The sequence below is a fragment of the Pseudomonas sp. GW821-FHT10C09 genome (assembly GCF_059415465.1).
In genome coordinates, this window is the sequence record NZ_JBWKNG010000012.1 from 145943 (window position 1) to 157440 (window position 11498).

An 11498-nucleotide genomic window follows, 5' to 3' on the forward strand; every position below is an offset into this window, starting at 1 on the left:
GCGACCATGACGTTTTTGCTGGAAGCCATCTACGGGTTCCTTTCGCGCAGCCAGTGCTGAAGCTCTTTTGCACACATCGGACGTCCCAGAAAAAAACCTTGCCCTTCTTTACACCCCATTTGCACTAACGATTCCCGAACCCATTCGCTGCCGATGCCTTCGATAACGAGGCTCATGTTTAGTGATTGAGCCAGCGCCAGCGTGCTGACCACCATGGTTTTACTGATGGGATGATGGAGTGTATTTACAAATTTCTTATCAAGTTTTATCTGGCTGAACGGGAGACGACAAAGCAGTTGCAACGAAGAAAACCCCAAACCAAAATCGTCGATTGCCAGACCACAACCCAGCATACGCAAGCGCAAAAGGTTGTCCCGGACCTTCGGCTCGAGATCAAGCAAACCGCTTTCCGCCACCTCGAAAATCAATAACGAGCCTGGAAGTTCATATCGTTTCAGGGCGCCCTGTATGTAATCGGCGAAATCATCCGAAGCCATCTGAGAGGCATGCAAATTGAAGGCAATCTCGATATTGATGTTTTGCCTGCGCATGTCCCTTAAAAAGGTCAGGCCCTGCACCAGAACCTGCTCGAACATTTGGTGAATCAGATTGTTCGCCAGCACCTCAGTCAGAAAGTCACGAGGCAACAATAAACCCCGCGTCGGGTGCTCCCAACGAACCAGTGCTTCGACGCCGGTCAAGGTGCCCTCGCGCAAAGCGAGTTTGGGCTGAAACCAGGCCTGAAATTCACCTTGCGCCAATCCCCTGCGGATATCATTGGCACACGTTGCCTGTTTCAATATTTCGGGCTGTACCTTGGATTCACCCCGACGTTGCCGGTACTGCTGAATCATCCGATGCAAGGGTCGCATCCGCATGGGTTGACTCATTACCCCGAGCAACTCCAAGCCAACCAACAGCGCGGTTCTCTCCAGTGCACGACTCACCGCGGGCTCCAGGGTACTGCACAGCGCGACGGCCCGGACCAATCCTGCCCTGGCCGCCTGTTGAAGAAACTCCAGATGATCAAGGTCTCTGCCAACCAGGTCACACAATACGATGTCAACGCCACCTGAAGCCTGTAACTCTCGCAATGCCTGCCGGGTATCCGAGGCTTGAAAAATATCTGTTACGCCCAATCGCCGGAGCATCATTACGTGAATACTGCGCGTAAACGCGTAGTCATCCAGCACCAAAACCCTCGGGTAATCCATTTTGGGTCAATCGCTCTTCTACCTTTGAGAAGCGCTGAATACTGGTTAAAAAGTAGAACACTCGCCGTAGGAAGTAGCCCCCTAGCTTGTAGGGAATTTCCTAGAGACGTACCGACGGGCTATTGCGCGCCCTAAAAGGTTAACGGCCGCAGAGTCAGAACATAAATAGAAAGACGACAAGAGAGTGATAGAAAAAAACATCTGGTCGTATCCACACCACCAGATGTCGACCAAGCCGGATCACAAAGCGGTTCCCCCCTCTTTACAACCGAACCATCACCTGACGACCGGCAGCAAAAATCATTTGCCACCAAATATTACATACGTCATATTACCTGCGTAATAAACACCCGTTTCCTACAGGTAAACCCCATGACCAGCATGCCCAGCCTTGAAACCGACCAAGCTGTCCCGGTGAGCACACCCAAGCCACCCCTGCTCAAACGGTTGATCCTGCTGACAGCGGTTGTCGCTGCCCTGGTTGCGGGCGGGCTGTATGCCTCCCACTGGTGGACTGCCGGTCGTTTCATCGAAGAAACCGACGATGCCTACATCGGCGGCGACGTCACGGTGATCGGCCCGAAAGTCGCCGGGTATATCGAAGAGGTGCTGGTGACCGACAACCAGGCCGTCAAGGCCGGCGATGTGCTGATTCGCCTCGACTCTCGCGATTACCGCGCCAACCTGGCCAAGGCCGAAGGTGCGGTGGCGGCTGAAGAGGCGCTGTTGGCGAACCTCGACGCTACCGAACAATTGCAGTACGCAGTGATCGGCCAGGCCCGTGCCGGGATCGATGCCGCAGGTGCGGAAACTTCACGTTCGCGGGACGACAATGCCCGCTACAAAAAACTGGTGAGCACCAACGCGGTCTCGGTGGAAAGCGCTCAGCGCGCTGACGCGACGTTCAAGACCGCTCAGGCGATCAGCTCCCGAGCCCAGGCCGAATTGCTGGCCGCACAACGTCAGTTGAACGTGATCGACACCCAGAAACAACAAGCCCGCGCCGCGCTGATGCAGGCTCGGGCCGAACGGGATTTGGCGCAATTGAATGTCGGTTACACCGAACTCAAGGCCCCGGTGGATGGCGTGATCGGCAATCGCCGGGCACGGGTCGGCGCGTATGCGCAGGCCGGTTCGCAGTTGCTGTCGGTGGTGCCGTCGAGTGGTTTGTGGGTGGATGCAAACTTCAAGGAAGATCAGCTGGCGCGGATGATTCCGGGGCAACGCGTGGTCATCCATGCGGACGTACTTTCAGGGCAGGAATTCCACGGACATCTGGGCAGCCTCGCGCCGGCCAGCGGCTCGCAGTTCAGCGTGTTGCCACCGGAAAACGCCACGGGCAACTTCACCAAGATCGTCCAGCGGGTGCCGGTACGCGTCATCCTCGATCCGGCCGACGGTGTGCTCGGTCACTTGCGTCCGGGCCTGTCGGTCACGGCTGAAGTCGATACCCGCAAAGAAGCCGACACCCCTGCCGTGGCCAGCGCACCATGAGCCGCGCCCTCGCCGCCCCAGCGCAACCGTTCAACCCCGCCAACATGGCGACGGCGACCAAGGTGTTCGCCTTCGCCAGCATGTGTATCGGCATGTTCATTGCGCTGCTGGATATCCAGATCGTTTCGGCCTCGTTGCGTGACATTGGCGGCGGACTCTCGGCCGGCACCGACGAAACGGCATGGGTGCAGACCAGCTACCTGATTGCCGAAATCATCGTGATTCCGCTTTCAGGCTGGCTATCGCGGGTGTTTTCGACCCGTTGGTTGTTCTGCGCTTCGGCGGTGGGATTCACCCTCGCCAGCCTGTTGTGCGGCGCGGCCTGGAACATCCAGAGCATGATCGCCTTCCGCGCACTGCAAGGCTTTCTTGGCGGTTCGATGATCCCACTGGTGTTCACCACGGCGTTCTTTTTCTTCACCGGCAAACAACGGGTGATTGCCGCCGCAACCATTGGCGCGGTGGCTTCGCTGGCACCGACGCTGGGGCCGGTGATTGGCGGCTGGATTACTGACATTTCGTCCTGGCACTGGCTGTTCTACATCAACCTGGTGCCGGGGATTTTCGTCGCCGTGGCGGTGCCGATGCTGGTGAAAATCGACCAGCCGGAATTGTCGCTGCTCAAGGGCGCCGACTACCTGAGCATGGTGTTTATGGCGCTGTTTCTCGGCTGCCTGGAATACACCCTCGAAGAAGGCCCGCGCTGGAACTGGTTCAGCGACAGCACCATCCTCACCACCGCATGGATTAGCGGCCTCGCCGGGCTGGCCTTCATCGGCCGGACCTTGCATGTGGCGAACCCGATCGTCGATCTGCGCGCCCTCAAGGACCGCAACTTCGCCCTCGGCTGCTTCTTCTCGTTCGTCACCGGCATCGGCCTGTTCGCCACCATTTACCTGACGCCGCTGTTTCTCGGCCGGGTGCGTGGCTACGGCGCGCTGGACATTGGTCTGGCGGTTTTCTCTACCGGGGTGTTCCAGATCATGGCGATTCCGCTGTATGCCTTTTTGGCCAACCGCGTGGATCTGCGCTGGATCATGATGACCGGCCTGGGGCTGTTCGCGTTGTCGATGTGGGATTTCAGCCCGATCACCCATGACTGGGGGGCCAAGGAACTGATGCTGCCGCAGGCGTTGCGCGGGATTGCCCAGCAACTGGCGGTACCGCCGGCCGTGACACTGACCTTGGGTGGTCTGGCGCCGGCACGGCTCAAACATGCGTCGGGGTTGTTCAACCTTATGCGCAACCTGGGCGGTGCCATCGGCATCGCCGCCTGTGCGACCATCCTCAACGACCGCACCAACCTGCATTTCACCCGGTTGGCGGAACACCTGAACAGCACCAACGAGGCGCTGAACCAGTGGCTGTCGCAGGTCGGCAATAACTTCGCCACCCTCGGCCAGGCCGGTGACAATGGCGTCACCGCCAGCCTGCATCAGCTCTGGCTGTTGACCTACCGCGAAGCCCAGACACAAACCTATGGCGACGCGTTCTTGATGATCATGGTCTGCTTCATCATCGCCACGGCGATGGTGCCCTTGATGCGCAAGGTGCAACCACAGGCCGCGCCGTCAGCGGACGCTCACTGATCAGGCTTGAGGCATTTTACGGAAACCAATCGCCAGACGGTTCCAGGCGTTGATGGTGGTAATGGCCACGGTCAGGTCGACCATTTCTTTCGCGCTGAACTCGGAGGTGGCCAGCTCGTAGTCTTCATCCGGCACGTGAGTCTGGCTCACCAGCGTCAGGGATTCGGTCCAGGCCAGTGCCGCACGTTCACGCGGGGTGAAGAACGGCGTTTCGCGCCAGGCCGACAGCGTCGCCAGACGACGCTCGTCTTCACCACCCTTGCGGGCATCGGCGCTGTGCATGTCGAGGCAGAAGGCGCAGCCGTTGATTTGCGAGGTGCGCAGCTTGACCAGTTCGATCAGGTTCTTTTCCAGCGGCAGCTTCGACACCGCGGTTTCCAGGGCGATCATGGCTTTGAGCGCGTCAGGGGAAGCGGTGTAGAAATCGATACGAGGTTTCATGGTTGGCTCCGGTAGCAAGTAGGGGTGGAGCTAAGTTAATCCCGCCGGCCCTTCGGACAAATAGCCAATATTCCAGAAGTCGAGGAGGCCACTCACCCCAAACCGCTAAGCCCTGTTACGCAACCACTGCAAAAACCCCTTCCGCGCCACCACCTTCGGTACTTCCTGAGTCAACGTCTGCGCCTTGTTCAAGCGGAAATCCAGCAGCGCCTTCATCGACTCGCCAATGTCATGCCGCGCATCCAGGCACGGCTTGAGGTAGTCCTTCTCGATCCGGTACAGGCTGCACGCGGTCTTGGCGATGAAGTCGGCCGGCATAGCGGTATCCTGCAAGATCCCGCCCTCGCCGATCACCTCGCCCGGCCCCATGCGTCCCGACTCGAACTTGACCCCGGCACGGCTCAATTCCACCGAGACCACGCCGGATTCAATGATGAACAAATGATCGCTGACCTCCCCCGCCGGCAGGATCATGTCCCCGGCACGGAAGGTTTGCAGGGTCATGTGCTGGCTGAAGGTCTCTTTCTCATCCTGACGCAGGGTCGAGAAAATCGCCGAGCTTTCCAGCAAGGCTCGTGGCCGAGACAGACTGGCAGGCAGATTCGATTCGACGGTCGACAACAGGCTGACACCCGCCGCCTGCAAATGCCGGTAAGACAGATCGAACAGCAGGTTGCGCACCATGCGCTTCTGATCCATCGAGACCACAAAACCACTGATTTCATATTCCACGCCTGCGGCGCTGGAGCCTTTGAGGGCGACGCACGGCGCCGGTTTTTGCAACAAATGGCGGCAGCCCTGCATGGCCCGCTCCAGCGCGTCGATCACTGTTTGCGGGCGCGCGTGGGGGCTCAGTTGCAGGCTGATCGACACGCCAAAAATGTCGCTCGGTCGACTGAAGTTGATGATCTTGGCCTTGGCCGCCAGTGAGTTGGGGATCACCGCCATGCTGCCCTGGGCGGTTTGCATGCGCGTGGCACGCCAGTCGATGTCCGTGACCCGGCCTTCGGTGCCGTCGATGGAGATCCAGTCATCCAGTTGATAGGGTTTGGTGGTGTTGAGGACGATGCCGGAGAACACGTCGCTGAGCGTGCTTTGCAAGGCCAGGCCGACGATGATCGCCAAGGCGCCGGAGGTGGCCAGCACGCCTTTGACGGGCAGGTCGAGCACGTACGCCAGTGCTGCGATGACTGCGATCAGAAAGATCACCGCGCCGAGCAAATCCTGGAGCAAACGCCCGGTGTGCCCGACCCGCTGCATCATCACCGCGCCGATCAGCACCGTCAGGGTCCGCGCGCCGAACAGCCACCAGCCAATCTGCAAACCGGTGGCCGCCAAGTGCAATGGCACATTCTCAGGCCAAGGGGCTATCTCGAGCGGGTTCAAGCCTTCGTTGAACAGCAGAACGCTGAACAACGAGAAAATCACCAGCCTGACGAGGAGTTTCCAGTTACTGCCACTGGCGCTGATCAAACGCCACAGTCCAAGATCGACTACGATCAGGACCAGCGCGCAGACCAACGGATGATTGGTGAAAAAAGACAGCATCGAGCGACTCCAACGAAGGCCAATGGCGCGAAGATCTCACACATTGGGCACAGTGTAGGAGGGTTTGATGCAAAACAAATGTGGGAGCGGGCTTGCTCGCGAAGGCTGACTAACATTCAACAACTATGTTGACTGTTACACCGCTTTCGCGAGCAAGCCCGCTCCCACATTTGATTGGTGTATGGCACCCAATCGGGTTACTTGCTGTTGGTCAGCGCGTTGTAGCTGGTAAACAGGTTGCGATAGTCCGGGATGTGGTTGGAGAACAAGGTGCCCAACCCTTCCACGTCGTTACGCCAGTCGCGATGCAGTTCACAGGCCAGGCCGAACCAGGTCATCAACTGCGCGCCGGAGGCCGACATGCGGTCCCAGGCCGATTGTCGGGTCAGCTCGTTGAAGGTGCCGGAAGCGTCAGTCACCACGAACACTTCAAAGCCTTCGGCCAGCGCTGAGAGTGCCGGGAACGCCACGCAGACTTCCGTCACGACGCCAGCGATGATCAGCTGTTTCTTGCCGGTCGCCTTGATCGCCTTGACGAAGTCTTCGTTGTCCCAGGCGTTGATCTGGCCAGGGCGGGCGATGTACGGCGCATCCGGAAACAGCGCTTTGAGCTCAGGCACCAGCGGGCCGTTGGGGCCGCTTTCGAAACTGGTGGTGAGGATGGTCGGCAACTTGAAGTACTTGGCCAGGTCGGCCAGGGCCAGCACATTGTTCTTGAAACGGTCCGGTTCGATGTCGCGCACCAGAGACAGCAGACCCGCCTGGTGATCAACCATCAACACCGCAGCGTTGTCCTTGTCGAGACGTTTGTAGGAAGTGCTCATTGCAGAAGTCCTCGCGTGTTGTCGATGCCGAGTGAATATCGGCGTGGGGGAGTCGTTTAGCGCTGGGAGTCCAGCACTTCATGTTCATTCGCCACTTGCTGAGCCTTGAGGTAGCTTTCGATCAACAATTGATAATGCGGCATGGCCTGGGCGTAGACCGCGGCCCACTGCTCGGCATCCGGACGGTTCCACGAACCTTGCAGTTCAGAGAGCGTAGCCATGATGTCGATCGGCACCACCCCGGCCTGTGCCAAACGGGCAATGGTCAGATCAGTGGCCAGTTTCGAGTGGTTGCCGGAAGCGTCGACCACGGCAAACACTTTGTAGCCCTCATGCACCGCCGCGATGGACGGAAACGCCAGGCAAACGCTGGTCAGCGTGCCGGCGATGACCAGGGTTTTCTTGCCGGTGGCTTTGACTGCCGCGTGAAACTCGGCGTTGTCCCAGGCATTGATTTCGCCCTTGCGTGCCACGTATTGGGCATGCGGAGCGGCTTCGTGAATCTCCGGAATCAACGGCCCATTCGGTCCTTGCGGGACGGAAGCGGTGGTAATGACCGGCATCTTCAGCAGGGTCGCGGCTTTGGCCAGGGCAATCGCGTTGGCGCGCAGTTGTGGCACGTCCATGTCCTTGACGATCTGGAACAGCCCGCTCTGGTGGTCGATCAACAGCATCGCGCTGTCGTTGGGATCGATGGTCGGTTTCAGGCCATTGAAGTTGGCCGCGTTGACGTTATTCATGTGCGTCTCCTCTTTCTTTCAGGCAATAGCCATCCCTGGCCTGGGAACCGGCCTACGCATCCTGTGTAGAGCGGGTTGTTGACGGACTTCGGGTTAACCGTGCATCCGGCCGAAGCGACCGGACTGGAAGTCGGCGAAGGCCTGGTGAATCTCTTGCTCGGTGTTCATCACGAACGGGCCGTGACCGACAATCGGCTCGTCGATCGGCTCGCCGCTGAGCAACAGCACCACCGCGTCTTCGCTGGCTTCAAGGGTCAACTGATCGCCCTTGCGATCGAACAGGGCCAACTGCCCTTCGCGCACCGACTCCAGGCCATTGACCTGAACCGTGCCACGCAATACCACCAATGCCGTGTTGCGACCTTCGTGCAGGTCCAGGGTCAGCAATTTGCCGCCCTTGATACGCAGGTCCCAGACGTCAATCGGGGTGAACGTGCGCGCCGGGCCGGTGTGGCCGTCAAACTCACCGGCGATCAAGCGCAAACTGCCGGCCTGGTCCTTGAGCGGGATGTTCGGGATGTCGCCATCGAGAATAGTCTGGTAACCGGCATCGGCCATTTTGTCCTTGGCCGGCAGGTTGACCCACAGCTGAACCATTTCCAGAGTGCCGCCGGTCTTGGCGAAACCTTCGGAGTGAAACTCCTCATGCAGAATCCCCGAACCGGCAGTCATCCATTGCACATCGCCAGGGCCGATCGTGCCGCCGCTACCAGTGGAGTCACGGTGCTCCAGTTCGCCCTTGTAAACGATAGTCACGGTTTCGAAACCACGGTGCGGATGCTGACCAACGCCACGTCGTTCAGTTGTCGGGGTGAACTCGGCCGGAGCCGCATGATCCAGCAACAGGAACGGGCTGATGTGCTTGCCCAAGGTGTCGTAGGAAAACAGCGTGCGAACCGGAAAACCGTCACCGACCCAATGGGTGCGTGGACTGGTGTAGATACCGATGATGTTTTTCATGGTGTCTCCTGATGAGGTGAGTGAAGCCATGGACAAAGCTTAAAACTGGAACCTTTGGTGCGCTAGACTGCAAAAATCAGCCTTTGCGTTCTATTTGGGGAACGATGATGGAAGACCTCAACACCCTTTACTACTTCACCCAAGTGGTGGAACACGGCGGTTTCGCCCCGGCTGGGCGGGCGCTGGACATGCCTAAATCGAAGCTCAGCCGACGCATCGCCGAGCTGGAAGAACGCCTCGGTGTCCGCCTGCTGCATCGCACCAGCCGCCATTGTTCATTGACGGAAATCGGCCAGGCCTATTACCAGCGTTGCCTGGCCATGCGCGTGGAAGCTGAAAGCGCCGCCGAGCTGATCGAACGCAATCGCTCCGAGCCTCAAGGCCTGGTGCGCATCAGTTGTCCGACGGCGCTGCTCAACTCGTGGGTCGGGCCGATGCTGACGCGCTACATGCTCAAATACCCGTTGGTGGAGTTATTTATCGAGAGCACCAATCGCCGGGTCGACCTGATCCACGAAGGGTTCGACATCGCCCTGCGCGTGCGCTTTCCGCCACTGGAAAACACCGACATGGTGATGAAGGTGCTGGGCAACAGCACCCAGTGCGTGGTGGGCAGCCCGGCGTGGGCCGAACGCCTGTCGTCCCCCGCCTCCCCCGCCGACCTGAGCGGTTTGCCGAGCCTGCATTGGGGGGCCGCCCAGCGTGAATACCAGTGGGAATTGTTCGGTGCCGACGGCGCCAGCGCGTTGATTCGGCATACGCCACGCATGGTCACCGATGACCTGCTCGCCTTGCGTCACGCGGTGGTGGCGGGGATTGGCATCGCGCACCTGCCGAGCGTCGTGGTGCGCGATGACCTGGCGGCCGGCCGGCTGGTGGATCTGGTGCCGGGTTGGGCACCGAAAAGCGGCGTCATCCATGCCATCTTTCCATCGCGCCGTGGACTGCTGCCATCGGTGCGCACGCTGATCGACTTCCTGGGCGAGGAGTTCAACCACGCTGACATCGCTTGAGGTGACACGACACGCGGGGCTGGCGGAGTTTTTATTTCGGACATAATATCGGCCTGGATTACAACCATAATATCCGCTCAGCCCGAGGACATGACCATGCAAAGCCCTACCCGCGAAGCCACGCTCGCTCAATGGATCGCCCAGGAACAGGCCATGCGCGCCCGCCTCGCCGGCCCCGGCAGCCTGCCCATGGCCGACGTCATCGCGCTGTCACCCACCGAGTTCTTTGAAGGCATCGGCAACGGTGAACTGCCTTCACCACCGATTGGCGCGCTGATGGATTTCATCCCCATCGAGTGGTCCGCCGGGCTGTTTATCTTTCAAGGCACCCCGGACGCACGGCACTACAACCCGTTGGGCAGTGTGCATGGCGGGTATGCGGCGACGTTGCTGGATTCGTGCATGGGCTGTGCGATTCATACACAGCTGAAGAAGGGCCAGGGGTATACGACGCTGGATTTGCGCATCAGCTATGTGCGTGCGCTGACGGGCGCCAGCGGACCGGTGCGGGCCGAGGGCAAGATTGTTCATTTGGGGCGGTCGACTGCGCTGGCCGAGGGGCGGATTTATGATGTGGATGGACGGTTGTATGCGACGGGGTCGACGACTTGCATGATTCTTGAGGCTCGCGGTTAAGGGGCTAGACCGAGTCGCGGCCTTCGCGAGCAGGCTCGCGCCCACAGGGGGGTTGTGCCGTACATACATCCAATGTGGGAGCGAGCCTGCTCGCGAAGGTCCAGTAAAAACACCATCACACTTTCGGCATTCATGACTTCCGGTAAACAGTGCTTTGCCCATCCAGCGGTTTTTCCCAAGGATCGCGGCGGGGATACTCCCGCTCATTCCCACTGCAATCTTTGGAGTCACACATGTCTATTCCCGCCTTCGGTCTCGGTACGTTTCGCTTGCAAGGCCAGGTGGTCATCGATTCGGTGAGCACTGGCCTGGAACTGGGCTACCGGGTGATCGACACCGCGCAGATCTACGAAAACGAAGCCGAGGTCGGTCACGCCATCGCCACCAGCGGTATCCCCCGTGACGAGTTGTTCATCACCAGCAAAATCTGGGTCGCCAACTTCGCCAGGGATCGTTTGATCGACAGCCTCAAAGAGAGCCTGCGCAAACTGCAAACCGACTACCTCGACCTGACGCTGATTCACTGGCCGTCCCCGGAAAACCAGGTACCTGTTGAAGAATTCATGGGGGCTTTGCTCGAAGCCAAACAACTGGGCCTGACCCGCCAGATCGGCGTCTCCAACTTCACTGTCGACCTGATGAAACAGGCCATCGCCGCCGTCGGTGCCAAGCACATCGCCACCAACCAGATCGAACTGCACCCGTACCTGCAAAATCGCAAAGTCGTCGAATTCGCTCAGACCCAGGGCATCCAGATCACGTCCTACATGACCCTGGCTTATGGCGAAGTGCTCAAGGACCCGATCATCCAGCAGATCGCCGAGCGCCTTCAGGCCACCCCGGCGCAAGTCACGCTGGCGTGGGCCATGCAGTCGGGTTACGCGGTGATCCCTTCCTCGACCCAACGCACCAACCTGCAAAGCAACCTGAAAGCCTGCGACCTGACCCTGAGCGACGCTGACATGGCGCTGATCGCCGGCCTTGATCGCGGCCAGCGGTTGACCAGCCCTAAAGGCATCGCGCCGCAGTGGGATTAAGC

The 11498-nt window shown here is 59.5% G+C and carries 11 protein-coding genes; 5 read left to right on the top strand and 6 right to left on the bottom strand.

Annotated features, from left to right (window positions below):
- Positions 1–29 precede the first annotated feature (29 nt).
- The gene (locus AC07N8_RS14590) at positions 30–1193 is read right to left on the bottom strand and encodes an EAL domain-containing response regulator (protein ID WP_483843458.1); all 1164 of its coding nucleotides are present in this window, start codon (positions 1191–1193) and stop codon (positions 30–32) included.
- A gap of 393 nt (positions 1194–1586) precedes the next feature.
- Here AC07N8_RS14590 and AC07N8_RS14595 point away from each other — a divergent pair, with 393 nt between their 5' ends.
- Positions 1587–2708 carry an HlyD family secretion protein gene (locus AC07N8_RS14595; RefSeq protein ID WP_483843459.1) on the top strand — a complete coding sequence of 374 codons (1122 nt, stop codon included), beginning with the start codon at positions 1587–1589 and terminating at the stop codon, positions 2706–2708.
- On the top strand, positions 2705–4297 hold the full coding sequence (locus AC07N8_RS14600) for a DHA2 family efflux MFS transporter permease subunit (protein WP_493144239.1): 1593 nt from the start codon (positions 2705–2707) through the stop codon (positions 4295–4297). Before AC07N8_RS14595 ends, AC07N8_RS14600 begins: the two co-directional genes overlap by 4 nt.
- Here AC07N8_RS14600 and AC07N8_RS14605 read toward each other — a convergent pair whose 3' ends face one another.
- The 5 genes from AC07N8_RS14605 to AC07N8_RS14625 all read right to left on the bottom strand — a co-directional run bounded on the left by AC07N8_RS14605 (position 4298) and on the right by AC07N8_RS14625 (position 8810).
- Positions 4298–4738 carry a carboxymuconolactone decarboxylase family protein gene (locus AC07N8_RS14605; RefSeq protein WP_483843461.1) on the bottom strand — a complete coding sequence of 147 codons (441 nt, stop codon included), beginning with the start codon at positions 4736–4738 and terminating at the stop codon, positions 4298–4300. It abuts the gene before it with no gap.
- Between the two features lie 105 nt (positions 4739–4843).
- Positions 4844–6286, bottom strand: coding sequence for a mechanosensitive ion channel domain-containing protein (locus AC07N8_RS14610; RefSeq protein WP_493144241.1), 1443 nt, complete (start codon positions 6284–6286; stop codon positions 4844–4846).
- 197 nt (positions 6287–6483) lie between these two features.
- Entirely contained in the window at positions 6484–7110 is a 627-nt protein-coding gene (gene ycaC / locus AC07N8_RS14615; protein ID WP_483843463.1) for an isochorismate family cysteine hydrolase YcaC, read from the bottom strand.
- Positions 7111–7166: 56 nt separating this feature from the next.
- Positions 7167–7850 (bottom strand): isochorismatase family protein, encoded by a 684-nt coding sequence (locus tag AC07N8_RS14620; protein WP_493144243.1) that lies wholly within the window; start codon positions 7848–7850, stop codon positions 7167–7169.
- A 93-nt stretch (positions 7851–7943) separates the two neighbouring features.
- Positions 7944–8810: a pirin family protein gene (locus AC07N8_RS14625; RefSeq protein ID WP_493144245.1), complete on the bottom strand. Its 867-nt coding sequence runs from the start codon at positions 8808–8810 to the stop codon at positions 7944–7946.
- 107 nt (positions 8811–8917) lie between these two features.
- On the opposite strand from AC07N8_RS14625, the gene AC07N8_RS14630 reads away from it, so the two are divergent.
- The 3 genes from AC07N8_RS14630 to dkgB all read left to right on the top strand — a co-directional run bounded on the left by AC07N8_RS14630 (position 8918) and on the right by dkgB (position 11496).
- The gene (locus AC07N8_RS14630; RefSeq protein WP_483843466.1) at positions 8918–9823 is read left to right on the top strand and encodes a LysR substrate-binding domain-containing protein; all 906 of its coding nucleotides are present in this window, start codon (positions 8918–8920) and stop codon (positions 9821–9823) included.
- Positions 9824–9919: 96 nt separating this feature from the next.
- Positions 9920–10459, top strand: a complete 540-nt coding sequence (locus AC07N8_RS14635; RefSeq protein ID WP_483843467.1) for a PaaI family thioesterase — start codon at positions 9920–9922, stop codon at positions 10457–10459.
- A gap of 233 nt (positions 10460–10692) precedes the next feature.
- Positions 10693–11496, top strand: a complete 804-nt coding sequence (dkgB, locus tag AC07N8_RS14640; RefSeq protein WP_493144247.1) for a 2,5-didehydrogluconate reductase DkgB — start codon at positions 10693–10695, stop codon at positions 11494–11496.
- Positions 11497–11498 lie beyond the last annotated feature (2 nt).

What these genes read in the sequence shown, in the direction of transcription:
- AC07N8_RS14595 (WP_483843459.1), top strand. Translation starts at nt 1,587, where the DNA reads ATGACCAGCATGCCCAGCCTTGAAACCGACCAAGCTGTCCCGGTGAGC.
- AC07N8_RS14600 (WP_493144239.1), top strand. Translation starts at nt 2,705, where the DNA reads ATGAGCCGCGCCCTCGCCGCCCCAGCGCAACCGTTCAACCCCGCCAAC.
- AC07N8_RS14605 (WP_483843461.1), bottom strand. Translation starts at nt 4,738, where the DNA reads ATGAAACCTCGTATCGATTTCTACACCGCTTCCCCTGACGCGCTCAAA.
- AC07N8_RS14610 (WP_493144241.1), bottom strand. Translation starts at nt 6,286, where the DNA reads ATGCTGTCTTTTTTCACCAATCATCCGTTGGTCTGCGCGCTGGTCCTG.
- ycaC (WP_483843463.1), bottom strand. Translation starts at nt 7,110, where the DNA reads ATGAGCACTTCCTACAAACGTCTCGACAAGGACAACGCTGCGGTGTTG.
- AC07N8_RS14620 (WP_493144243.1), bottom strand. Translation starts at nt 7,850, where the DNA reads ATGAATAACGTCAACGCGGCCAACTTCAATGGCCTGAAACCGACCATC.
- AC07N8_RS14625 (WP_493144245.1), bottom strand. Translation starts at nt 8,810, where the DNA reads ATGAAAAACATCATCGGTATCTACACCAGTCCACGCACCCATTGGGTC.
- AC07N8_RS14630 (WP_483843466.1), top strand. Translation starts at nt 8,918, where the DNA reads ATGGAAGACCTCAACACCCTTTACTACTTCACCCAAGTGGTGGAACAC.
- AC07N8_RS14635 (WP_483843467.1), top strand. Translation starts at nt 9,920, where the DNA reads ATGCAAAGCCCTACCCGCGAAGCCACGCTCGCTCAATGGATCGCCCAG.
- dkgB (WP_493144247.1), top strand. Translation starts at nt 10,693, where the DNA reads ATGTCTATTCCCGCCTTCGGTCTCGGTACGTTTCGCTTGCAAGGCCAG.